Here is a 23,684-nt window from a genome sequence, read left to right as displayed (position 1 = left end):
GAACAGGCTCGGCGCCGCCGCACGAACAGACCCGGCGCTGCCGCCGACACCCGGCGACGGCGCCCCGCCCCCGCCGCTACGCCATCTGGCGGCGCACCAGCTCGTGCAGCCGGCCGCTCCGGTCGGCCAGCAGCTCGGCCGGGGTGCCGATCTGCGCCACCCGGCCCTCGTCCATCACGACCACCCGGTCGGCGTCCATCACCGTCGAGAGCCGGTGGGCGATCACCACCCGGGTCGCCCGCAGCGCCCGGGTGCTCTCGATGACCTGCCGCTGCGTCTCGTTGTCCAGCGCGCTGGTCGCCTCGTCCAGGAAGAGGATCCGCGGACGCCGGATCAGGGCCTGCGCGATCATCAGCCGCTGGCGCTGACCGCCGGACAGCGAACCGCTGCCCGCCACCAGGGTGTGCAGCCCCATCGGCATCCGCCGGATGTCGTCGCCCAGCCCGGCCAGTTCCGCCGCCGCCATCACCTCCTCGGGCGTGTACGGCTCGTGGCCGCGGACGATCTCCAGGATCGACCCGGTGAACGGCTGCGCGTGCTGCAGCACCACCCCGCACTGCCGGCGCACCGCCGCCCGGTCCAGCGCGGCCAGGTCCTGTCCGTCGTACAGGACACTGCCGGTGGCGGGGCGCTCGAAGCCGATCAGCAGCCGCAGCAGCGTCGACTTGCCGCAGCCGCTCGGCCCGACGATCGCCAGGAACTCGCCGGGACGGACCTCGAAGGAGACGTCGTCGAGCACCGGCGGCCCGTCGTCGGAGTAGCGGAACGACAGCCGTCGCGCCTCGATCGCCCCGGTGAGCCTGCCCGGCGGCGTGTTCGCCCGCCGCACCTCGGGGACCGCGTCCAGCACCGGCCGCAGTTCCTCGAACAACGGCAGAGCGGCCACCACCGACACCGCGGCCCCGGTCAGCTGGGTGACCGAGCCGAGCAGCATCGTCACCGCCGTGGTGAAGGCGAGGAAGTCGGCGGCCGACATGGCGCCCCGCGCCGGGCCCGCCAGCAGCATGAACATCAGCAGCGAGCAGACCGGCAGGGCCACCGCGCCGAGCACCGTGTTGAGGTTCTTGATCCCGCCCAGCCGCCGGTGCATCTCCCGGCTGCGGGCGAACTCGCCCGCCCACGCGGCGTACGCGTAGTCCTCGGCCGCCGCGACCCGCAGCTTGGGCAGGCCGCGCAGGGTCTGGAAGGCCTGGTTGTTGAGCCGGTGGGTGAGCCGCACCAGCCGGCGCTGCCACCGCACCTGCCACAGTCCCAGCGCCAGGAACACCGCGCCGAGCACCACCAGCAGGGCCACGGCGGCCATCGCCGTCGCCGTGTCGTACCAGAGCAGCAGTCCCAGGTTGACGGTGCCGACGGTCAGCGACTGGACCGCGACCGGCCCCACGCCGGCCAGCAGCTGCCGGATCCGGCTGATGCCCATCGCCGCCCCGGCCAGCTCCCCGGTCGAGCGGCCGGCGAAGAACCGCGCCGGCAGCCGCAGCAGCCGGTCCCACACCGCGGGCTGCAGCACGGCCTCGATCCGCCCCTCCAGCCGCAGCATCGTCAGGTTCTGCAGCAGCAGGAACACCGCCGACACCACGGCGGCCACCAGCACGGCGGTACAGGCCAGCGCGATCATGTCGGTCCGCGCCCGAGGCACGTACTCGCCCAGCACCTTGCCGGTCACCACCGGCACCGTCACGCCGACCGCCACCGTCACCAGCCCGCCCAGCAGCAGCGACGCCAGGTCGCCGCGGGCCCCGGACAGCACGAACCGGGCCAGCCCCAGCGGCGTGGTCCGGCGCTCGGGCAGCGGGCGGAAGAACATCACGGCGCGCGCGTCGTAGTCGTCGGCGTTGTCCGCGCCGATCCGGGTTTCGCGCCCGGTGGTCGGGTGCACCGCCACGTAGCCCCCGCGCCGCCACAGCAGCGCCACCGGAGCCCCCGACAGGGCGCGGAACCCCAGCAGCGGGCCGACGTCCTCCTTCCACCAGCGGCCGGAGCCCAGCCGCACGGTCCGGGTCCGCACCCGGGAGACGGCCGCGATCCGCTCCACCGGGTCCAGCCGCTCGGCGCCCGCCGCGCCGCGCGCCGGATCGGTCAGCGTGACGCCCGCGGCACGGGCCACCAGACGGCAGGCGGCCCAGGTGGCGTCCTCGTCCACGTCGGTGATCCGGCGGCGGGAGGAGCCGCCCATCGACGCCAGCAGGGTGCGGTCCGCACGGTCGCGGGCCTCCCGCCCCGCCCGCATCCCTGCCGCGGCGCGGCTCTCGTGGGACCGCTCCTGCTGCTCGATCCACCGGTCCAGGGTGGACAGCAGCCGGTACTGCCGGTCCACCATCCCCTGCCACAACGCGGGGTCCACCAGCAGATCGGCCGCGGCCTCCTCGCCGTACACGGAGCCGTGGGCGACGGAGCCGGGCGGCACGTACAGGGAGAAGACGTCCTCGTCCGCCCTCCGCGCCAGGTGCTCGGCGGCCTGCTGGAAGCCCGGCTCGGTGGAGAAGCCCTCGGTGAACTCCGCCGTGAACACCGCCGCCGTCGGCGCCTGGAACAGCACCGACAGGCCGCGTCCGACGCCGAACGCCAGCGCGTGCTCCAGCGGACCGTCACCGGAGGCGGTGTACCGGGGGCTGAGCTGGAGCGGGTTGCCGTGCTCGTCGTACGTCCAGTGCTGCTCCGCCACCGGCTGGTACAGCTCCCGCAGCTGGATCCGGCGCACCGCGCAGTCCCGGAGCGGCCGGGCGACCAGCGTGTGCCGGGGACCTGCGACCGGGCCGAGCAGCAGGGAGCCCGCCTCCAGGCGGCCCAGGTGGTGCCAGTGACCCTGGCCCACCATGTCCGCCGCGAACAGGTCGAGCGCCCCCGCGGCGACCAGCCAGAGCACCTGCGGCCCCTCCAGGTCGAGCTGCGGGCCGGAGCAGTCCACAGGCGTGCCCAGCGTGTCGAACGCCCGCAGCCCCGCGTCCTGATGGCCCCCGCCGCCCGGGTACGCGTTCTCGCAGCCGGAGGTCATCTACCGCTCCCTGACCAGTCGTGCGTAGCTCCCGCCCGCGGCCGTCAGCTGCTGGTGGGTGCCGCGTTCCACGATCGCGCCGTGCTGGAGCACCACGATCTCGTCGCTGTCGCGGACCGTGCTCAGCCGGTGGGCGATCACCACGCAGGCGCAGCCGCGGCGGCGCAGGTTGTCCATCACCACCACCTCCGTCTCGGCGTCCAGCGCGCTGGTCACCTCGTCGAGCACCAGGACGCTGGGACGGCGGGCGAGGGCGCGGGCGATCTCCAGCCGCTGCCGCTGCCCGCCGGAGAAGTTGCGGCCGTCCTGCTCCACGGGGCTGTGGATGCCGCCGGGGCGGCGCATCACCACGTCGTACAGGGCGGCGTCCCGCAGCGCGTCGACCACCGCCTCGTCCGGCACGGAGGGGTCCCACAGTGCGACGTTGTCGCGGACCGTGCCCTCGAAGAGGAACACGTCCTGGTCGACGAAGGAGACCGAGGCGGCCAGCGCCCCGCGCGGGATGTCCTCCAGCCGCTGCCCGTCGATCCGGATCACGCCCTCCCAGGGCACGTACAGGCCGGCCAGCAGCCGGGCCACCGTCGACTTGCCGCTGCCGGAGCCGCCGACCAGCGCCACCTGCCGGCCCGGACCGACCGTCAGGTCGAAGCCGCTCAGCAGCGGTTCGCCCAGCGGGCTGTAGCCGAACGCGACGTCCTCCAGCTCGACGTGGCCGCGCAGGCGGCGGGCGGAGTCCTCGCCGCCGCGCGCGTGCAGTGGATCGGGCGCGAAGTTCTCCACGTCCTTCAGCCGGGCCACGTCGGCCGCGAAGTCCTGGATCCGCCCGGCCACGCCGTTCAGCCGGGTCAACGGCGCGGTGAACCGGGTGACCAGCGCCTGGAAGGCGACCAGCAGGCCCACCGTGACGTGGCCCTCCACCGCGCGCAGCCCGCCGATCCACAGGATCAGCGCGCTGTTCAGGGTCGCCAGCGTCGGCGCCACCACTCCCAGCCAGGCGGTGGGCACGCCCAGCCGCTGCTGCTCCTCCAGGGTGACGGCGTGCTGCCCGGCCCACGTGCGGAAGTAGCCGTCCTCGCCGCCGGTCGCCTTCATCGTCTCGATCAGCTGGAGCCCGGTGTAGGCGGTGTTGGTGAGCCGGGCGGTGTCGGCCCGCAACTTGGCGGTACGGGTGGCCCGCAGCCGCACCACCACGCGCATGGCCACCACGTTGAGCAGCGCCACCCCGATGCCCACCGCGGTCAGCTGCGGATCGTAGGTGTACAGCAGGACCGCGTACAGCACCACCACCACGGCGTCGACACCGGCCGAAGCCAGGTCCCGGGAGAGGGTCTCGGCCACCGCGTCGTTGGACTCCAGCCGCTGCACCAGGTCGGCGGGGCCGCGCTGGGAGAAGAAGGTGACCGGCAGACGCAGCAGATGACGCAGGAACCGGGCGCTGGAGAGCGTGGAGGAGATGATCCGCCCGCGCAGCAGATTGCCCTGCTGCAGCCAGGTCAGCACCGCGGTGAGCAGCACGCAGGCCCCCATCGACGTGAACAGCACGCCCAGCAGCGAGGTGCTGCCGCCGATGAGGAAGGTGTCGATGTAGGTGCGGCTGAGCGCCGGCACGGCGGCGCCGACCAGCACCAGCAGCAGGCTCGCCAGCACGGCGGCGGGCAGGGCGCCGGCCGTGCCGCGCAGCCGGGAGGGGAGCGCGCCCAGCGCTCCCGGGCGGCGTCCGCCGCGCCGGAAGTGGGGGCCCGGCTCCATCACCAGCACCACGCCGGTGAAGCTGGTGTCGAAGTCCTCCATGGGCACGAACCGGCGGCCCTTCGCCGGGTCGTTGACGTGCACGCCGCGCCGGCCGAAGCGCCGTCCCGTGCCGTCGTAGACGACGTAGTGGTTGAACTCCCAGAAGAGGACGGCCGGCGCCGCCACCTCGGCGAGCGCGGCGGTGTCCATCTGCATGCCCTTGGCCGTCATCCCGTAACCGCGGGCGGCCTTCAAGAGGTTCCCCGCCCGGGAGCCGTCGCGGGACACGCCGCAGGCGACGCGCAGTTCCTCCAGGGGCACGTGGCGGCCGTGGTGGCCCAGCACCATGGCGAGCGCGGCCGCGCCGCACTCCACGGCCTCCATCTGCAGCACGGTGGGGGTGCGGACCGGGCGGCGGCGCGGCCGGCGGGCCTGGGCCTTCTTCGCCGGGGCGGCCCGGCGCCGGCCGCGCACGGGCGGCGGCGGGCCCTTCCTCGAGGGCGCGGGCTGGGTGGTGGTCACGGCAGGAGCCAATCGACGGGGTGCTGGTCGGCGACGCGGACGGAAGCGGTGGCCCAGGTCATGGAGTCCAGGCGGAAGGGCGGTCCGTCCTCGGTGGACCAGGCGTAACCGCTCCTGGTCGACGGGGACCGCACCGGGGAGACGGTGACCGCCACCGGCGCGCCGTCCTCGGTGAGCCGGGCGGCCAGTCGCGCGTCGCCCAGGAAGGAGGCGATGCGGCCGGCGGACTGGGCGCGCCGCTCGACCGACGTCACCTCGCCGCGCAGCACCCCGTAGCGGGAGGCGGGCGCGCTCTGCACGGTGAGGTCCACCGGGTCGCCCACGCGGACCTCGGAGGCCTTGCCGGCCGGGACGTACACGGTGGCGTACAGGGGGGAGTCCTCGTCGGTGACCTTCTCCACCGCCGCCACGTCGGCGCCGGTCCGCAGGACGGCCCCGACGTCCACGGCGAGCGCGCCCACCCGGCCGGCCTCGACCGCCCGCACCAGGGTCCTCCCCTCGGCGGCGCGCACCTCGAGGACCGGCGCCCCGGCCTCCAGCCGGTCGCCCTCCTCGGCGAGCACGCGGGTCACCTGCCCGGTGACGGGACTCTGCAGGACGTAACCGCCCTGTCCGTGGGTGAGCACGGCCGGCGCGCCCACCGTGGTGACGACCGAACCGGTCACCGCCCAGACGGACGCGGCGGCCATCACGACCAGGGTCACCGAGAGCACCAGCCAGCCCTGCGGCCGGGCGAGCCGGGCGGGCAGCTCGAGGTCCTCCGGCGACCGCAGCTTGTCGAGGGCCTGCTGGCGGAACTGCACGGAACTTCTTTCGGCTGTACGGAACCGGTCCCCGTGCGGGAACCGGGCACGGAACGCCGGGAGCCCCGGAGCCGTGGGGGTGGCTCCGGGACTCGACGGCACGAGGTGCGATCAGAGGCCGTTGACCAGGCCGGTGACCGGAGCGGTGTTGAGGCCGGTGACGCCCTCGACGGTGGAGACCGCGGTGTTGAGGATGCCGGAGACCGGCACGACGCCGTCGACGACGCCGGTGACGGCACCGAGGGTCTCGCCGATCAGGCCGCCGGAGACGTTGTCCAGCTCGGCGTCGGAGATCTCGGCGGTCTCGACCTGGGGGACGAAGTTCATGAGAACTTCCCTTCGTAAGGACCTACTTATGGGGGACGCGCCGCCGCTCGCCGGGCCCGTGACGGGCCGGCCAACCGTGCGGCGCGGTGGGATCAAAGCACGGGCGACGTGCCGCCTTCCAACCAGGAACCGCTGTGAGCTGGGCATTCGGCCTCCGGTCGGCGGGAAGCGTGAACGCGGCGTCACCGCACGGCGATCACTTCCACACATGGGTCACGGGAGGGCCGCAGGGCCTTCTCCCGCCCCCGGGCCGGAAGCGGGCATTCGGGACCACGGCGGGGCGCCGCCGGTCCGCGAGGGCTCGGGCCGTGCCCGGATCGGGCAGCCGGTGTGCAGATTTCCCGCACGGACGTTTCGCCGCGGCGGACGGTCACTCCACGTGCGCGGACCGTCACGCTGCGGCGTACCCCGGGTCCGGTGGCACCCCGGCCCGCGCGGGCCCGCCGAGCACCGCCGCCGTCCCCTCCGCCCGCGCCGGCCGCCGCCCCCTCCGCCCGCGCCGGCCGCCGCCCCCCGGGGGGCTGCGCCCGGCCCGCTGACCTGCGTGACAGCTCCGCCGGCTGTGCCCCGGACACCCTCCCGTGACGTACCGTTGGGTGGCCGGACCCGGTTCACGTCACCGACGAAAGGTCACTCCATGGCGCAGGAAGTACGCGGCGTAGTCGCTCCAGGCAGGAACGAGCCGGTGCGGGTCGAGACGATCCTGGTTCCGGACCCGGGGCCGGGCGAGGCCGTGGTGAAGGTGCAGGCCTGCGGGGTCTGCCACACCGACCTGCACTACAAGCAGGGCGGCATCAGCGACGACTACCCCTTCCTGCTGGGCCACGAGGCGGCCGGCGTCGTGGAGTCCGTCGGCGAGGGCGTGACCGAGGTGGCCCCCGGCGACTTCGTCGTCCTCAACTGGCGGGCCGTGTGCGGCCGGTGCCGGGCCTGCCTGCGCGGCCGCCCCTGGTACTGCTTCGACACCCACAACGCCCGGCAGCGGATGACCCTTGCCGACGGGACGGAGCTCAGCCCGGCGCTGGGCATCGGGGCCTTCGCCGAGAAGACCCTGGTCGCCGCCGGCCAGTGCACCAAGGTCGACCCGTCGGTCTCCCCCGCGGTGGCGGGTCTGCTCGGCTGCGGCGTCATGGCGGGCATCGGCGCGGCCATCAACACCGGCGGCGTCGGCCGCGGCGACAGCGTCGCGGTGATCGGCTGCGGCGGCGTGGGCGACGCGGCGATCGCCGGGGCGAACCTGGCGGGAGCGGCGAGGATCATCGCCGTGGACATCGACGACCGGAAGCTGGAGACCGCCCGCACCATGGGCGCCACCCACACCGTCAACAGCAAGGAGAGCGACCCGGTCGAGGCGATCCGCGAGCTCACCGGCGGCTTCGGCGCCGACGTGGTGATCGAGGCGGTCGGCCGGCCGGAGACCTACCGGCAGGCCTTCTACGCCCGCGACCTCGCCGGCACCGTGGTCCTGGTGGGCGTGCCCACGCCGGAGATGAAGCTCGAACTCCCGCTGCTCGACGTGTTCGGCCGCGGCGGCTCCCTCAAGTCCTCCTGGTACGGCGACTGCCTGCCCTCGCGCGACTTCCCGATGCTGGTCGACCTGCACCTCCAGGGCCGTCTCCCGCTGGAGAAGTTCGTCACCGAGACGATCGAACTGACCGACGTCGAGGCCGCGTTCGAGCGCATGCACCACGGCGACGTCCTGCGTTCGGTGGTGGTGCTCCCGTGACCGCCAGGATCGAACGCCTCGTCACCTCCGGGCAGTTCAGCCTGGACGGCGGCACCTGGGACGTGGACAACAACGTCTGGATCGTCGGCGACGACCACGAGGCCGTGGTGATCGACGCGGCGCACGACGCTGAGGCGATCCTGGAGGCCGTGGGCGACCGCCGGCTGACCGGCATCGTCTGCACCCACGCCCACAACGACCACATCGACGCCGCTCCCGAGCTCGCCGAACGCACCGGGGCCGTGATCTGGCTGCACCCCGACGACCTGCACCTGTGGAAGCAGACCCACCCGGAGCGGCTGCCCGACGCCTGGCTGGAGGACGGCCTGCGGATCGAGGTGGCCGGAACCGACCTCGAGGTGATCCACACCCCCGGGCACGCGCCGGGCGCGGTCAGCCTGCGTTCGGTCGCCCTGGGCGTGGTCTTCACCGGCGACACCCTCTTCCAGGGCGGGCCGGGCGCGACGGGCAGGTCCTGGTCGAGCTTCCCGGACATCGTCGAATCCATTCGCGAGAGGTTGCTCACGCTCCCGCCGGAGACCAAGGTCCTCACCGGCCACGGAGACAGCACGACCATCGGCGAAGAAGCCCCTCACCTGGACGAATGGATCGCCCGAGGACACTGAGGAGCACGGCGGCGGGCGGACGCGCCGCTGGACCGGGCCGGTGAACCGGAGCGCCTCCGCGGCGTGCCGGTGCCGCCCGGTTCACGGCGCCCAAGATGTGTGATGTCATCATTTCCTCGCCGACGTGCCCGACCCGCGACCGCTCCCGGGGCGCGGACCGCCGTCGGCACGACCAGCACGACACGGACCAGAGGAAGGCGCTGGGGCATGGGGGACATCCGCAGGCGGGGCGCCGCCCTGCTCGCCGCGGTGCTCGCGGCGCCGCTCGCACTCGCCGTGGGCGCCGCACCGGCCGGAGCGGCGGGCGGTGCGACCGTCGCCGCGGCCTGCACCGCCGGCACGGGCCCCTACCAGAGGCAGGCCGAGGGCTTCCTCGGCCTGCCGGTGGACGGGAAGCAGTCGCGCGCCGACTGCGAGGCGATCCGCGCCTTCCAGACGAAGCACCTGATCACGCCCAGCGCCGGCTACGCGGGCCCGCTCACCTGGCGGGTGATGGACCTCATGAACCGGCAGCGGGCCGCGGGCACCAACCCGAACAGGGACGGGCGCTGCCCCGTCGACAAGGGCCGCATCGCCTGCGTGGACCTCACCCGCCAGCTGAGCTGGATCCAGGACGGACGCAAGCTGGTGTACGGACCCGTCCCGGTGCGCACCGGGCGCGACGGCTACGAGACGCGCACGGGCCTCAAGAAGGTCTACTGGCGCAACATCGACCACGTGTCGAGCATCTACAACGTGCCCATGCCGTACAGCCAGTTCTTCGACGGCGGTCAGGCGTTCCACTCGGTGGCGATGAGCGTCTGGGCCCCGCCGGGCTCGCACGGCTGCGTCAACATGACGCCCAAGGACGCCAGGAAGTACTGGGAGTTGCTCCGCAACGGCGACGAGGTGTCCGTGTGGGGGCGCAAGCCCGGCACGTGATCAGCAACACGTCCGGTAAGCGCGTTTTCGCCGGATTGCTCACATCGTCCCCCTGCTTTCCGCCGTATGCTTCACAACATGTCCACCACTCCTGAAACCGTCCGCCTGCGTTCGGCGGCAGAGGTGAACGAGGAGATCCGGGACCTGTTGATGAAGTCCGGCGGGCGGCTCGACCACGAGCAGCGCCGCAGGTATCAGCGCCTGGTGGGGGAGTGGGCCGCTGCCACCCCGCGGCCCAAGTCCCGCCGCCGTCCGGCCCGGGCCTCCTGAGGACCTCCTCCGTACCCCGTGTCCCCGCCCGGCGGGGGCGCGGGCCCGACAAGGCCGCTGCCCCGGGGCAGGACCCCGCGTCCCCTCAGTGCCAGGAACGGTGCGTGTCGTCCGTCAGCTGGAAGACCGGCTCGCCCCGCACCGGGTCCTTCGCCGTCACCAGCCGGACGCGGTCGCCCGTGTGCACCCCGGCCGGCGGACCGGTCACCCGGCCCCTCACCACGAAGCCCTCGGCCATCTCTATCAGCGAGACGTTGCGGGCCGACGGCGTGTTCCGGTGGACCACCGTGGAGCGCAGCACCGTCCCCACGCCCGCGCTGCGTTCCGTCCGCAGCTCGCTTCCCGCGCAGACCGGGCACAGCAGCTTGTGGTACATCGCCGTGCCGCACCAGGTGCAGCTCTGGTAGCTGAGGGCCTCGGTCTCCTGGGCGACGTGGTCGAGCACACCCGTCGCGGAGAAGCCGGTGGCCGGGTGAGAGGCGAATCCTGACTGGAACACGACTGTCATCTCCCTGCGCTCGGACGGGGCGTCCCCGGCGCGCGGCGCCCCCGCGCGCGAGCACAGCGTATGGCACCCAGTGCCACACGTAAAGGCACTGCGTACCGTCTTATCGGTCTTCCTCGCCGGGCCCCAGCGCCGACTCGATCTCCCGCACCACCTGCCACATCGGCGCGCGGCGCCGTGAGACCACCACGACCACGTCCTCGTCCTGGCGGTCCGGCCCGCCGCCGTCGCCGAACGCCTCGCGCACGTAGGCCAGCGCCCGCTCCACCGCGACCTGCGCGTCGCCCTCGCCCTCCGAACGCAGCCAGGACCGCAGCACGTTGTTGTGCGCCGCGACCACCGCCGCCGCTATCACGTCCGCCCGCAGCGCCCCGTCGGGCCGGTCCGCCAGCCGCTCCCGCAGGTGCCCGGCGAAGGTCCGCTCGTAGCGCCACACCACGGACAGCTCGTAGGCGCGCAGGCCCGGGACGGTCTTGGTGAGCCGGTAACGCTGCACCGAGAAGGTCGGGTTGTCGGTGTAGAGGCGCAGCACCAGCCGGACCGCCTCGCACACCCGCGCCACCGGGTCCTCGCCCCGGCCGCTGCCGGACAGGAACTCCGTCACCTCGGCCAGCCGGCGCTCGTGGTCGGGGAAGACCACCCCCTCCTTGGAGGGGAAGTACCGGAAGAACGAACGGCGGCCGACCCCGGCCAGCGTGACGATGTCCTCCACCGTCGTCTGCTCGTACCCCCGCTCCAGGAAGAGCCGGAAGGCGGCCTCGACCAGCGCGTCACGCATCGGCGGCTTCGACGGGAAACTCATGCCGCGAAACGTAGCACCGACCGGGCGGGGCGGCACTCGGTCCCCTCCTGGAGGGAACGCAGTGCACAAGCTAGGTTGACCTGCGTCGACGCCCTCGAGGAGGAGCCCATGCCGCCCGCCCGTCCCCGCCTGCTGCACGTCACCGACCTCGCCTACCCGGCCGCGGGACGCCGGTACTGCGACGAGGACATCCACCTCTCCGACCGCCTCGGCAAGGACTTCGACGTCGCCCTGTGCCACCCCCGCCGGGCCGCCGCGCTGATGGACTCCTTCGACGCCGTGCTGGTCCGCAACAGCGGGCCCGTCCTCGGTCACCTCGACGCCCACCGCGACTTCCGCGACCGGGCGCTGGCCGCCGGAACCCGGGTCTACAACGAGCTCACCGGCAAGGGCGACATGGCCGGCAAGCAGTACCTGCTCGACCTGACCGCCGAGGGCCGTCCGGTCATCCCCACCGTCGACCGGCCGGAGGACCTCGGCCGCCTGCCGGAGGCCGACGCCTACGTCGTCAAGCCGAAGCTCGGCGCCGACTCCGTCGGCCTGCGCGTCCTGCCCGCCGAGGCCCTGGCCGGGCTCGAGTACGGGGACGTCCTGGTGCAGCCCCGGATCGACTTCGCCTACGAGGTCTCCTTCTACTTCGTCGACCACGACTTCCAGTACGCCCTGTACGCGCCGGACCCCGCCCGCCGCTGGGAGCTCGTCCCCTACGAGCCCACCGCGCAGGACCTGGAGTTCGCCCGCCTCTTCGTCGCGTGGAACACCCTCTCCCACGGCATCCAGCGCGTCGACGCCTGCCGCGCCCCGGACGGAGGGCTGCTGCTGGTCGAACTCGAGGACCTCAACCCGTACCTGTCCCTGGACGCGCTGCCCGCCGAACGCCGCGACGCCTTCGTCGACGCCCTCGGCAAGGCCCTGCACCGGCTGCTGGACCGCCCCTGAGCCGAACGGGGCGAAGGCCGGGGACGGGGAGCGGAGTGGCGGGGGAGTGCCCGCGCGCTTCCGGGGCAGCATGGCTCGCATGCGATCCACCGAGGCGTTCATGAAACGGCTCAACCCCGACATGTGCGTGGTCACCGCCGTCGCCGACGGCGAGCGGGCCGGGTGCCTCGTCGGGTTCTGGGCACAGTGCTCGATCGACCCGCCCCGGCTCACCGTCTGGATCTCCAAGGCGAACCACACCAGCCGGGTGGCCCGGCGCGCCGAACGGCTCGTCGTCCACCTGCTCACCCCCGAGCAGCACGAGCTGGCGGCCCTGTTCGGCGGAGAGACCGGCGACCGCACCGACAAGTTCGCCGCGGTCGACTGGCACGAAGGGCCGGGCGGCAGCGTCGTCCTCGCCGGAGCGGCCGCCTGGACGGTCGGCGTCGTCGAACAGCGGCTGGACACCGGCGACCACGTCGCGCACGTCCTCGCACCCGAGCGGAGCGGGGAGCGTCCGGGGGTCCGGGGGCGCCTGCTCAGGCTGGAGGACGCCCTGGACATCGAGCCCGGGCACCCCGCCTGAGCCACCCCGGGGCGCCCGGCGGCCCGAGGGGCCGGACCGCCCGCCCGAGGGTGCGGCCCGCCTGCCCGAGGGGCCGGGCGGCGCGCCACGCGGCCCGCTCGGGCGGGATCAGTGCTCCAGGTCCTTCTCGGGCATGACCCGGATGTCCAGCACGCAGACGTCGTCGCGGCGCTCGCCCTCGAGCATCTCGGCCAGCAGGGGCCCCAGCGAGGCGGAACCCGGCTGCTCGTCGTGGCCGGCGGCCGCGGCGGCCAGCCGCTGCAGACCCGCGTCGATGCCCTCCGAGGGCCGCTCGATCAGGCCGTCCGTGTACAGCAGGATCCGGTCGCCCGGCTCCAGCACCGTCTCCGCCTCCTGGAACGGCGGGTTCTCCACCGCGCCCAGCAGCATGCCGACCGGACGCTTCAGGAACCGGGCCTCGCCGTCGCGCAGCAGCAACGGCGGCGGATGGCCCGCCTGCGCCCACACCAGCTTGCGTTCGCCCGGGTTGTAGCGGGCCAGCACCATGGTGGCCGTCGCGCGCGGCTCGCCGGTGTGCAGCAGCAGGGCGTTCAGCCGGGTCAGCGCGCCGGTCAGCGAGGAGCCGGTGATCACCATGCCCTTGGCGGTGAACCGCAGCTGCGCCATGGTGGCGACCGCGTCGATCCCGTGCCCGGCCACGTCGCCCACCACGCACAGGGCGTCCCCGTCGGGCAGTTCGATCGCGCTGAACCAGTCACCGCCCACCTGTATGCCGGACTGGGCGGGCAGGTAGGCGACGTCCACCCGCAGCCCCCCGGGGCGCACCGGCTCGTGCGGCAGCGGCAGCAGCGCCTGCTGCAGCCGGCTGGCCAGACTGCGCTCGGCACGCAGCATGCCGTGCTGGGTGAGCATCATCCGCTCGCTCTCCACCAGCGCCAGCTCGGCACTGCGCTGGGCGGTGAGGTCCTGGACGAACCCGTGGGCCTCCACGGGCGTGCCGTGGGTGTCCGTCACCGCCTCGGCGACCGCCCTGAGGTGACGCACGCCGTGCGCGGTGCGGATCCGGAAGGGCACGTCGAAGGCGCGGCCGTCGGAGGCGAGGGAGCGCACCGCGCGGGTGAGCGCCGGCCGGTCCTCGGCCAGCACCTGGTCGGGCAGGTCGTGGTACGGGACGGCGCCGTCGGCGGGCGAGCGGTCGAAGATCCGGAAGACCTGCGGGGACCAGTTGACCTCCTCGGTCAGCAGGTTCCAGTTGGTCCAGCCGAGATTGCCCAGGCGCTGCACGTCGGACAGGCGCTGCTCCTGGCGCTCGGCGATCTCGTAGCGGGACCACGTGAGCATCAGGCCGTCGCCCAGCCGCCGGGCCCGCACCGAGAAGGTGGGCAGCTCCCCGGCGTCGCTGTTCGCCGAGGGGTAGGCCATCGGCTCGCCCTCGTAGGGCTCGCCGGTGGCCAGGGTGTTCAGCAGGCCCTGCCAGATGTGCTCGTCGGCGAGGGCCGGGAACGACTCGAGCAGCCGCACCCCCGTCAGCGCCTCGCCGGTCAGACCGGTCAGCCCGACCACGGCAGGGCTCGCCGCCTCGATGCGGTAGTCCTCGACCTGTCCCGAGGCCGACCGCAGCGGGACCAGGGCGAGCGCCGCCTCGGGGAGCGCGGCGAGCACCGCCTGCACCGTCGGCAGCGAGATCTCCGCGAAGGGCTGCGGCCGGGTGTCGAACGCCCCGAGCCTGCCCGAGCAGAGCCGGGCGACCGAGCGCAGCAGCTCGCGCGTCCGCGGGGGGAGCGGCTCGTGGCCGCGCCGCAGCACACCGAGGACGGCGGCCGGACGGGTACCCGTCCCGACCGGCAGCCAGGCGCCCGAGCCCCACGGCCCGGCGGCCCACGGAGCCTCGGACGCCCCCGGGCCGCCGTCGGCGGTTTCCAGCCAATGGGGCTCACGGGTCTCGAAGACCTCGGCCACGGGAGATCCGGGGGCGGGCGGAGACCCGCGCCAGAGCGCCGCGAGGTCCTCGTCGAGGCCGGCGTCGCCGGTGAGTTCGAGACCGCCGTCGGGCCGGGCGGAGAAGACGACCACGGCGTCCGGACCGACGCTCTCGGCCAGGTGTTCGCGCAGGCCCGCGGCCAGTTCCGCGGGTCCGTCGACGCGCACCAGGGCCCTGCCCACCCGGCGCAGCACGGAGGCGTTCGCGTCCTCGGCCGGCGCGGGCGCGGAGCCCCAGGCGGCGGGGGAGGAGCCACGGCCCGAGGGGGAGGCCGGCGCGGGCACGGCCACGGTCCGGCGCGAGGCCGCGTCGCCCGCGAGTTCCACACCCCCCGAGGAGGCGCCGCTCAAGGTGATCCAGCACTCGTCCAGGAGCGTGCGTCCGGCGCCACGGGCCCGGCGGAGCAGTTCCGCGTGGGCCGCGTCGGCCGTGCTGCCGGTCAGCGCCATGATCACGCCCTTGGCCCGCTCCAGCACAGCCTCGGGCGCCACCACGTCGGGGATGGCACCTGTCTCGGCGGAGCGGGCTGGGTCGATCGTCACCCAATGAGCATGGCACACCCGGTGGGTCGGAATCACGTGGATGCCCACGTCAGCGCCTTTGCGAGGGACCTTCGGCCCTGTTGTCCCGGGTCGCGCCCGGGCAGGGTGGAATCGCCGCGTCCGCCGCCTCCGGGCGGCTCTGGCCGAAAAAGCGCCACTGGTCCCCTTTCACCCGGCCCGGGGAAACCGACAGGCACGTATTCGCGCCTGGTGGGAAGGTGGTCGGCATGACCGACCTCGGCCTTCCCGCGGAGATCCGCGCCTGCCTGTTCGATCTCGACGGTGTCGTCACCCGTACCGCCGTGGTGCATGCGGCGGCCTGGAAGGAGACGTTCGACACCTTCCTGAGGGAACGGGACGGCGCCGGATACCGGCCCTTCGACGTGGCGCACGACTACGACGAGTACGTGGACGGGCTTCCCCGCGCCGACGGCGTGCGCTCCTTCCTGGCCTCGCGCGGCATCACGCTCCCCGAGGGCACCCCGGACGACCCGCCGGAGGCGTCGACCGTGCAGGGCCTCGGCAACCGGAAGAACGACCTGGTGCTCCGCAAGATCCGCGAAGGCGGGGTCGAGGCGTACGAGACCACCCTCGACTACATCAGGAGGGCGAGGGCCCAGGGACTCTCCACGGCCATCGTCTCCTCCAGCAAGAACTGCCTGGACGTGCTCCGGGCCGTGGACGCCGTCAACCTCTTCGACGTCCGGATCGACGGCGTGGTCGCCACCGAGCGCGGGCTGCCGGGCAAGCCGAAGCCCGACACCTTCCTCGCCGCCGCCCGCGACCTGGGCGTGGAGCCCTCGGAGGCCGCCGTGTTCGAGGACGCGCTGGCCGGCATGGACGCGGGGCGGGCCGGCCGCTTCGGCCGCGTGATCGGCGTGGACCGGGTCGGCCAGGCCGACGCGCTGCGCGCCCACGGCGCGGACGTCGTCGTGTCGGACCTCGGTGAGCTCGGCACGCTCGTCGACCCGGGCGGATCAGGGACCCCCGGCGGGTCCGCCGGGCCGGCCGGCGCGGCCGGAGGTGCCCGGTGATCACCCAGCGGTCGTACGCCGTCGAGCCATGGACGGTGCGGGAGACCGAGCTCAGCCTGGACGTGCTGGCGCAGAGCGAGTCGGTCTTCGCGCTCTCCAACGGCCACGTCGGCTGGCGCGGCAACTTCGACGAGGGCGAGCCGCACGGGCTGCCCGGCAGCTACCTCAACGGCGTCTTCGAGCTCCACCCGCTGCCCTACGCGGAAGCCGGGTACGGCTACCCGGAGTCCGGCCAGACGGTGATCAACATCACCAACGGCAAGGTGCTGCGGCTGCTCGTCGACGACGAGCCGTTCGACCTGCGCCACGGCCGGCTGGTGGCGCACGAGCGCACCCTGGACATGCGGCGCGGCGTCCTGGAGCGCACCGTCGACTGGGTCTCCCCGGCCGGCTCCCGGGTCCGCGTCCGCTCCACCCGGCTGGTCTCCCTCACCCAGCGGGCCATCGCCGCGGTCTCCTACGAGGTCGAACCGGTCGACGCCCGGGTCCGCGTGGTCCTGCAGTCCGAACTGGTCGCCAACGAACAGCTCCCGGACGGCAAGGGCAGCGACCCCCGGGCCGCCAAGGCCCTGCAGTCCCCGCTGCAGCCGGAGCACCACTTCGCCTCCGGCAACAGGCTCCGCCTGGTGCACCGCACCTGGCACAGCGGCATCCGGGTGGCGGTCGCCGCCGACCACGTCATCAGCGGGCACCAGCCGATCGTCACCGACAGCGAGAGCGAGGCCGACCTCGCCCGGCTCACCGTCACCTCGGTGCTGGAGCCGGGACAACGGCTCGCGGTGCACAAGATGGTCGCCCACGGGTGGTCGCGCACCCGCTCCCTGCCCGCGATGAGCGACCAGGTCGACGCCGCCCTGGCCGCCGCCCGGCACAGCGGCTGGGACGGCCTGCTCAAGGAGCAGGAGGACTACCTCGCCGACTTCTGGGGGCGCGCCGACGTCGAGGTCGACGGCGACGAGGAGATCCAGCAGGCCGTCCGCTTCGCCCTCTTCCACGTCCTGCAGGCCGGTGTCCGCGCCGAGGAGCGCGCCATCCCCGCCAAGGGCCTCACCGGCTCCGGCTACGACGGGCACGCCTTCTGGGACACCGAGACGTTCGTGCTCACCCCCCTGACCTACACCTCGCCCAAGGCGGTGGCCGAGGCGCTGCGCTGGCGCCACAACACCCTGGAGGTCGCCAAGGAGCGCGCCGCCACCCTGGGGCTGAGCGGGGCGGCGTTCCCCTGGCGGACCATCGACGGCTCCGAGTGCTCCGGCTACTGGCCCGCCGGCACCGCCGCCTTCCACGTCAACGCCGACATCGCGGCGGCCGTGGTCCGCTACGTGGCCGCCACCGGCGACACGCGCTTCGAGCAGGAGGTCGGCCTGGAACTGCTGGTGGAGACGGCCCGGCTGTGGCGCTCGCTCGGCCACCACGACCACCACGGCAACTTCCACATCGACGGTGTCACCGGCCCCGACGAGTACAGCGCCGTCGTCGACGACAACGCGTACACCAACCTCATGGCCCGGGCCAACCTGCTCGCCGCGGCCGACGCGGTGGAACGCCACGCGGACCAGGCGGCCCGGCTCGGGGTCGACGACGAGGAGGCCGCCGGCTGGCGCGACGCCGCGACCTCGATGCACATCCCCTACAACGACGAACTGCGCGTCCACGAGCAGTCGGCCGGCTTCACCGGCCACCAGCGGTGGAACTTCGACAAGACCGGCCCCGACCAGTACCCGCTGCTGCTCCACTTCCCCTACTTCGACCTGTACCGCAAGCAGGTCATCAAGCAGGCCGACCTGGTCCTGGCGATGTACACCTGCGACGACATGTTCGACGAGGAGCAGATCGCCCGGAACTTCGCCTACTACGAGCCGCTGACCGTCCGCGACTCGTCCCTCTCCGCCTGCTGCCAGGCCGTCATCGCCGCCCGCGCGGGCCACCTGCGGCTCGCCTACGACTACACGGCCGAGGCGGCCCTGATGGACCTCGACGACCTGGAGCACAACGCCCGCGACGGCCTGCACATTGCCTCCCTGGCCGGGGCCTGGCTGGCCCTGGTCGCCGGATTCGGCGGACTGCGGCAGCGCGGCGACCGGCTGGAGTTCTCGCCCCGGCTGCCGGAGAAGTTCAGCCGCCTCGCCTTCACCCTGCAGGTCCTCGGCCGCTGTCTGCGGGTCGAGATCACCCAGGACACGGCGGCCTACAAGCTGGTCAGCGGCAAGCCGCTGACCATCAGCCACCACGGCCAGCCGGTGCGGGTCACCGCCAACGGCGGCGGCCCCGTCGTCCGCCCCGTCCCCAGCCCCGTCCACCGCCCCACACCCGAGCAGCCCCCGCACCGCCCCCCGAACGGCGGACGCTGACGCCCGCCGGGGGGATCTTCCGGACCTGAGCCCGCTGCCCCGAACGGATGAACGCGCCGTGCTCCGTGGCGTGGACCCGCACACGCGTGGAACCCACCACGGAGCATGACGGACGACCAGCCTCGTTCCCACCCCGGCAAGGGGCCGACGCGGGGCCCTGCCCCCGGGAGTACGCGTGTCCTTCAATCCGCTCGAGCAACGGGGCATCCCGTTGGACCGGCAACTGCGCAACTGGCGCGAACTGGACGTCGAACCCGTCGACCCCGACCACGGCGACCCCTACACCCGCTGCCGGGTCATCACGATGAACGGCATCGAGGTGGAGGCGATCCTCTTCAGCCACCAGCTCGCCCGGCACTGTCCCGACCCCGAGGTGAAGCGACAGCTCGCCCGGACCCGGTACATCGAGGCCCAGCAGCAGAAGGTGGTCAACTGGCTGCTCCCCGGGGTCGCCTCGGTGCTGGAGACGACCATCGCCTACGAGCAGGTGGCCGTCGACCTGACCGCCTGGGTGGCCCGGATGGAGCCCGACCCCTACCTCCAGCAGGCCTACCAGTTCGGCGTGCTCGAGGACTTCGACCACCTCTACCGGTACGCGAACCTGTACGAGATGATCGAGCACCGCAAGGCCGAGGCGATCGTCGACCAGCTCACCGAGGTCATGCCGGGCCGGCCGACCAAGTACCACCACCGCGACCCCGTCGACAACGTCCGCGACCCGTACGACCGTACGCGGACCGACCCGCTCTCCAAGCTGCACGCGTTGACGATCATGTCGACGGAGCAGCAGACGATGAACTTCTACATGAACGTCGGCCCCACCTACATGGAGCCCATCGCCCGCCGGCTCTACCAGGAGATCGGGCTCATCGAGGAGGAGCACGTCACCCACTACGAGTCGCTCGTCGACCCGGGGGAGACGTGGTGGGAGCAGCTCGTCAACCACGAGTACAACGAGTGCTACCTGTACCACTCCTTCATGGAGCAGGAGTCCGACCCGAAGGTGAAGGCCGTCTGGGAGCTCCACCTCAACATGGAGCTGGAGCACCTGCACGTCGCCTGCGACCTGATGCGGCGCCACGACGGCCGGGAGCCGGAGGAGGTCCTCGCCCCCGAACTGCCGCCCGTGATGACCTTCGAGCCCAACAAGGCGTACCTGCGCGAGCTGCTGGCCACCCAGATGGACCTGACCACGCTGGGCGCCGGCTACGTGCGCGACGCCCACGAGCGGTTCGAGAAGCTGCAGGAGGCCATCCACGGCGGCGAGGCGCCGCCGAGCGAGCAGGTCATCGACGAGCACCGCGAGATGTTCGGCCGCGAGTACCGCCTCGAGACCGAGGGCGAGCACCCCGACCCGGCGATGCGGCAGGGGTGACGAGGATGAGCGACACCGGGGCGGGAGGCACCCGCACCCCGCACGCAGGCGACGACGCGGCCGCCGACGACAACGTGGTCGACCTGCTGATGCGCCAGCACGGCGACATCCGCAACCTCTTCGACGAGGTGGAGACGACCTCGGGCGACGCCCGGCGCGACGCCTTCCGCCGGCTGGTCCGCCTGCTGGCGGTCCACGAGACCGCCGAGGAGGAGGTCGTGCACCCCTTCGCCCGGCGCAACGTCACCGGCGGGGAACAGGTGGTGGCCGAGCGGCTCGAGGAGGAGCGGCTGGCCAAGGAGACGCTGGCCGAGCTGGACGGCATGGACCCGGAGGACCCGGGCTTCCTGCCCAAGCTGCTCCTCCTGCGCACGGACGTGCAGAAGCACGCGCGCGCCGAGGAGCGCTACGAGTTCACCCACATCCTGCGCACCGCCGACCCGGCCGGGCTCGCCGCCATGGCCAAGGCGGTCAAGGCGGCCGAGGCCACCGCGCCCACCCACCCCCACCCCGGGGTGGAGTCCGGCGCCGCCAACCTGGCGGCCGGGCCGCTGGCCGCGCTGATGGACCGCACCCGGGACGCGGTGCGCAAGGCCATGGGCGGCAGTTGAACCGTCCACGCGGCGGCGGGGCCACCGGACCCGCCGCCGCGCTGTCGTCTCCGGGAGGGGCCCGGGGGTACGGAGACCGGCCGTCGACCGGCCGGGAGAGGGGTGCGGGATGACAGGCCCGCTCGGCAGGACGCTGTACGCCGTCGCCCGGCAGGTGGCACGGGTGCGCGCCGCGCCCGCGCTGCACCCGGCGGGCGTGACGACCACCGGGACGCTCGAGATCCCCGGCGACCCGTCCGGCGGCTGGGGGGTGGAATGGCTGGACAGGCCCGGCGCCCACCCCGTCACCGCGCGGTGGTCACGGGCGGCCGGCCTGCCCGGCGGCCTGCCCGACGGCGTCGGTCTGGCCCTGCGGGTGGACGACGCCGACGGCGCGGGCGCCACCCTCGACCTGCTGTTCACCTCCTGCGGCCCCGGCCGGCTCGGCCGCCGCGTGCCGCTCCCGCGCACGGACGCGCTGAGCGGTCCGTACTCCACCCTCACCGCCTACCAGGTGGGCGACCGGCAGCGCCTGCTCACCGCGCATCCCGTGACGCCCGCCACCGGACGGGTCCGGGCACCCGTCACCCTGGCCGGGCTGCGGCAGGCGCTCGACCGGGGTGACGTCCGCTTCCGGCTCTGCACCGAGGCCGCGGGCGAGCCCCGGCGGATGTTCGCCACTCTCACCCTCGGACCCGCCGGCCCCGAACCGGCCGAGCACACCGCCTCGTTCGAGCCGTACGCCCACTGCCTCCCCGGGCTGAGCCCCTCCCGCACGCTGCGCGCGGCGCGGGTCGCCGCGTACGCCGGTTCCCGCGCCGGGCGGCGCAGCCGTGACTGAGGCCGAGGCGCGGAGGGCGCCGACGGCCGGGACGGAGCCGGTCGCCCCTGTGCCCAGGAGGAAACGCACCAGGGGCGCCGCGGTCATCGCCTGGGCCTCCACCACGGACCACAAGAAGATCGGGCACCTCTACCTGGTCACGTCGTTCGGCTTCTTCCTGCTGGCCGGCGTGCTGGCCATGATCATGCGCGCCGAACTCGCCCGGCCCGGCATCCAGTTCATCTCCAACGAGCAGTACAACCAGGCGTTCACCATGCACGGGGCGGTGATGCTGCTGCTCTTCGCGACGCCCACCTTCGCCGGGTTCGCCAACGCCGTCATGCCGCTGCAGATCGGTTCGCCCGACGTGGCCCTCCCGCGGCTGAACATGTTCTCCTACTGGCTGTTCCTGTTCGGCGGGCTCATCGCGATCAGTGGCTTCCTCACCCCCCAGGGCGCGCCCGACTTCGGATGGACCGCCTACACGCCGCTCAGTTCGGGCGCGCGCACCCCCGCGCTCGGCGCCGACCTGTGGATCATGGGGCTGGCGCTCTCCGGGTTCGGCACCATCCTCGGCGCCGTCAACTTCATCACCACGATCATCTGCATGCGCGCCCCCGGCATGACCATGTTCCGGATGCCGCTGTTCACCTGGAACGTGCTGCTCACCTCGGTGCTCGTCCTGCTCGCCTTCCCGGTGCTCGCGGCGGCGCTCTTCGTGCTGGAGGCCGACCGGCAGTTCGGCTCCCGGGTCTTCGCCCCCGAGAACGGCGGGGCGCTGCTGTGGCAGCACCTGTTCTGGTTCTTCGGCCACCCCGAGGTCTACATCCTGGCGCTGCCGTTCTTCGGCGTGGTCACAGAGATCATCCCGGTGTTCAGCCGCAAGCCGGTCTTCGGCTACATGGGTCTGGTCGGCGCCACCATCACCATCACGGCCCTCTCCGCCACGGTGTGGGCCCACCACATGTTCGCGACCGGCGCCGTGCTGCTGCCGTTCTTCTCCTTCCTGACCTTCCTGATCGCGGTCCCGACGGGGGTGAAGTTCTTCAACTGGATCGGCACCATGTGGAAGGGGTCGCTCTCCTTCGAGACGCCGATGCTGTGGGCCACCGGCTTCCTGGTCACCTTCCTCTTCGGGGGCCTCACCGGCGTGGTGCTCGGCTCCCCGGTCCTGGACTGGCACGTGACGGACAGCTACTTCGTGGTGGCCCACTTCCACTACGTGCTCTTCGGCACCATTGTCTTCGCCATGTTCGGCGGCTTCCACTTCTGGTGGCCCAAGTTCACCGGCAAGATGCTCGACGAGCGGCTGGGCAGGATCCACTTCTGGACGCTCTTCGTCGGCTTCCACACCACCTTCCTGGTGCAGCACTGGCTGGGCGCCGAGGGCATGCCCCGCCGCTACGCCGACTACCTCACGGCCGACGGGTTCACCGCGCTCAACACGGTGTCCAGTGTGGGCTCGTTCCTGCTGGGCGCGTCGACCCTGGTGTTCCTCTACAACGTCTGGAAGACCCGGAAGCACGCCCCGAAGATCGAGGTCGACGATCCCTGGGGGTACGGGCGGTCGCTGGAGTGGGCCACCTCCTGCCCGCCTCCGCGCCACAACTTCACGGCCCTGCCCGCGGTGCGGTCCGACTCCCCGGCCTTCGACGTCCACCATCCGCGGCACGCCGCCGTCGCGGACCGGGAGAACGAGGGCAGGCGGGACGTCGTCGACCACAGCGGTGACGACCGTGAAGGGGTCCGATGACCCCTTCACGGCCGTCACGGAGTCCGGGTGACCCCCGCGAGGGTCACTCGCCCGGATACAGGGGCCGGATCCGGTCCCAGTAACGCCGCAGGTCCCGGCCCACCTCCTCCATCGTCTGCGCCTCCGGCCGGGCGTCGGGCGCCGCCGTGCCGACGGGGGCGGGCGGGGCGGGCGGGGAGCCGAGGGGAGCGGCCGGGGGGACGGCCGGTGGAGCCGCCGGGGGACGGGCCTCGGGACCGGTACGGTCGTCGTCACGGAGATCAGCCCGGTCGGCGGTCCGGTCGTCGGTCCGATCGTGGGTCCGGTCGTCCGGCCCGGTACCGGCCCGGGGATCGTTCCCGGGGTGTGCCGCCATCGTGGACCGGCCGGTCGTACGGCCCACGGGGCCGTCGGGAGCACTGCGACGCCACGGTGCGCGGGCGGCGCTCGCCTCGTACCGGGCGGCCCGCCGCGCCGCGGACCTGCGCGCCCCCAGCGCCGCGCCGACGGCCGCCGCCAGCAGGGCGGATGTCGTGGGCCGGACCGTCATGGTCGCCTCCTTCCGG

20 protein-coding genes are annotated in these 23,684 nt (G+C 73.4%); 12 read left to right on the top strand and 8 right to left on the bottom strand.

The window, feature by feature from the left end; all coding sequences use genetic code 11:
* Positions 1–76: 76 nt before the first annotated feature.
* The 4 genes from Sfr03f_RS21480 to Sfr03f_RS21465 form a co-directional block, all read right to left on the bottom strand.
* Positions 77–2,995, bottom strand: a complete 2,919-nt coding sequence (locus Sfr03f_RS21480; RefSeq protein WP_108955625.1) for an NHLP bacteriocin export ABC transporter permease/ATPase subunit — start codon at positions 2,993–2,995, stop codon at positions 77–79.
* Positions 2,996–5,248, bottom strand: a complete 2,253-nt coding sequence (locus tag Sfr03f_RS21475; RefSeq protein ID WP_281262846.1) for an NHLP family bacteriocin export ABC transporter peptidase/permease/ATPase subunit — start codon at positions 5,246–5,248, stop codon at positions 2,996–2,998.
* Positions 5,245–6,051, bottom strand: a complete 807-nt coding sequence (locus Sfr03f_RS21470; RefSeq protein ID WP_108955623.1) for a biotin/lipoyl-containing protein — start codon at positions 6,049–6,051, stop codon at positions 5,245–5,247. The genes Sfr03f_RS21475 and Sfr03f_RS21470 overlap by 4 nt, the downstream gene beginning before the upstream one ends.
* 111 nt (positions 6,052–6,162) lie before the next feature.
* Entirely contained in the window at positions 6,163–6,378 is a 216-nt protein-coding gene (locus Sfr03f_RS21465) for a type A2 lantipeptide (protein WP_108955622.1), read from the bottom strand.
* A 637-nt stretch (positions 6,379–7,015) separates the two neighbouring features.
* Between Sfr03f_RS21465 and Sfr03f_RS21455 the strand changes: the two genes are divergently transcribed.
* The 4 genes from Sfr03f_RS21455 (at position 7,016) to Sfr03f_RS21440 (ending at position 9,921) form a co-directional block, all read left to right on the top strand.
* A complete protein-coding gene (locus tag Sfr03f_RS21455; protein WP_108955621.1) occupies positions 7,016–8,104 on the top strand; it encodes an S-(hydroxymethyl)mycothiol dehydrogenase in 1,089 nt (362 codons plus the stop codon).
* A complete protein-coding gene (locus Sfr03f_RS21450) occupies positions 8,101–8,730 on the top strand; it encodes an MBL fold metallo-hydrolase (protein WP_108955620.1) in 630 nt (209 codons plus the stop codon). Before Sfr03f_RS21455 ends, Sfr03f_RS21450 begins: the two co-directional genes overlap by 4 nt.
* Before the next feature lie 207 nt (positions 8,731–8,937).
* A complete protein-coding gene (locus Sfr03f_RS21445) occupies positions 8,938–9,651 on the top strand; it encodes a L,D-transpeptidase family protein (protein WP_108955619.1) in 714 nt (237 codons plus the stop codon).
* A gap of 66 nt (positions 9,652–9,717) precedes the next feature.
* Positions 9,718–9,921 carry a hypothetical protein gene (locus Sfr03f_RS21440; protein WP_108955618.1) on the top strand — a complete coding sequence of 68 codons (204 nt, stop codon included), beginning with the start codon at positions 9,718–9,720 and terminating at the stop codon, positions 9,919–9,921.
* 85 nt (positions 9,922–10,006) lie between these two features.
* On the opposite strand, the gene Sfr03f_RS21435 is transcribed toward Sfr03f_RS21440, so the two are convergent.
* Complete coding sequence (locus tag Sfr03f_RS21435) at positions 10,007–10,429, bottom strand: Zn-ribbon domain-containing OB-fold protein (protein WP_108955617.1); 423 nt, start codon at positions 10,427–10,429, stop codon at positions 10,007–10,009.
* A gap of 100 nt (positions 10,430–10,529) precedes the next feature.
* Positions 10,530–11,228: a TetR/AcrR family transcriptional regulator gene (locus Sfr03f_RS21430; RefSeq protein ID WP_245967687.1), complete on the bottom strand. Its 699-nt coding sequence runs from the start codon at positions 11,226–11,228 to the stop codon at positions 10,530–10,532.
* Positions 11,229–11,336: 108 nt separating this feature from the next.
* On the opposite strand from Sfr03f_RS21430, the gene Sfr03f_RS21425 reads away from it, so the two are divergent.
* Positions 11,337–12,167 carry an ATP-grasp domain-containing protein gene (locus tag Sfr03f_RS21425; protein WP_108955975.1) on the top strand — a complete coding sequence of 277 codons (831 nt, stop codon included), beginning with the start codon at positions 11,337–11,339 and terminating at the stop codon, positions 12,165–12,167.
* 79 nt (positions 12,168–12,246) lie between these two features.
* Positions 12,247–12,732: a flavin reductase family protein gene (locus Sfr03f_RS21420; RefSeq protein WP_108955615.1), complete on the top strand. Its 486-nt coding sequence runs from the start codon at positions 12,247–12,249 to the stop codon at positions 12,730–12,732.
* 108 nt (positions 12,733–12,840) lie between these two features.
* Here Sfr03f_RS21420 and Sfr03f_RS21415 read toward each other — a convergent pair whose 3' ends face one another.
* A complete protein-coding gene (locus Sfr03f_RS21415) occupies positions 12,841–15,216 on the bottom strand; it encodes a SpoIIE family protein phosphatase (protein WP_108955614.1) in 2,376 nt (791 codons plus the stop codon).
* A 227-nt stretch (positions 15,217–15,443) separates the two neighbouring features.
* Here Sfr03f_RS21415 and Sfr03f_RS21410 point away from each other — a divergent pair, with 227 nt between their 5' ends.
* From Sfr03f_RS21410 to ctaD, 6 genes are all read left to right on the top strand, one after another.
* Entirely contained in the window at positions 15,444–16,250 is an 807-nt protein-coding gene (locus tag Sfr03f_RS21410; RefSeq protein WP_108955974.1) for an HAD family hydrolase, read from the top strand.
* The gene (locus Sfr03f_RS21405; protein WP_108955613.1) at positions 16,247–18,601 is read left to right on the top strand and encodes a glycoside hydrolase family 65 protein; all 2,355 of its coding nucleotides are present in this window, start codon (positions 16,247–16,249) and stop codon (positions 18,599–18,601) included. Before Sfr03f_RS21410 ends, Sfr03f_RS21405 begins: the two co-directional genes overlap by 4 nt.
* A gap of 175 nt (positions 18,602–18,776) precedes the next feature.
* Positions 18,777–19,976, top strand: coding sequence for a hypothetical protein (locus Sfr03f_RS21400; RefSeq protein WP_108955612.1), 1,200 nt, complete (start codon positions 18,777–18,779; stop codon positions 19,974–19,976).
* A 5-nt stretch (positions 19,977–19,981) separates the two neighbouring features.
* Positions 19,982–20,587, top strand: a complete 606-nt coding sequence (locus Sfr03f_RS21395) for a hemerythrin domain-containing protein (protein ID WP_108955611.1) — start codon at positions 19,982–19,984, stop codon at positions 20,585–20,587.
* Positions 20,588–20,696: 109 nt separating this feature from the next.
* On the top strand, positions 20,697–21,407 hold the full coding sequence (locus Sfr03f_RS21390) for a phosphodiesterase (protein WP_108955610.1): 711 nt from the start codon (positions 20,697–20,699) through the stop codon (positions 21,405–21,407).
* A 49-nt stretch (positions 21,408–21,456) separates the two neighbouring features.
* Positions 21,457–23,139 carry an aa3-type cytochrome oxidase subunit I gene (ctaD, locus tag Sfr03f_RS21385; RefSeq protein ID WP_108955609.1) on the top strand — a complete coding sequence of 561 codons (1,683 nt, stop codon included), beginning with the start codon at positions 21,457–21,459 and terminating at the stop codon, positions 23,137–23,139.
* Between the two features lie 43 nt (positions 23,140–23,182).
* On the opposite strand, the gene Sfr03f_RS21380 is transcribed toward ctaD, so the two are convergent.
* On the bottom strand, positions 23,183–23,668 hold the full coding sequence (locus tag Sfr03f_RS21380; protein WP_108955608.1) for a hypothetical protein: 486 nt from the start codon (positions 23,666–23,668) through the stop codon (positions 23,183–23,185).
* Positions 23,669–23,684: the final 16 nt, after the last annotated feature.

Source organism: Streptomyces fragilis (assembly GCF_003112515.1).
Taxonomy (GTDB): domain Bacteria; phylum Actinomycetota; class Actinomycetes; order Streptomycetales; family Streptomycetaceae; genus Streptomyces; species Streptomyces fragilis.
The sequence above is the reverse complement of the archived record's forward strand: the minus strand, read 5'-3'. Positions and strand labels throughout refer to the sequence as shown.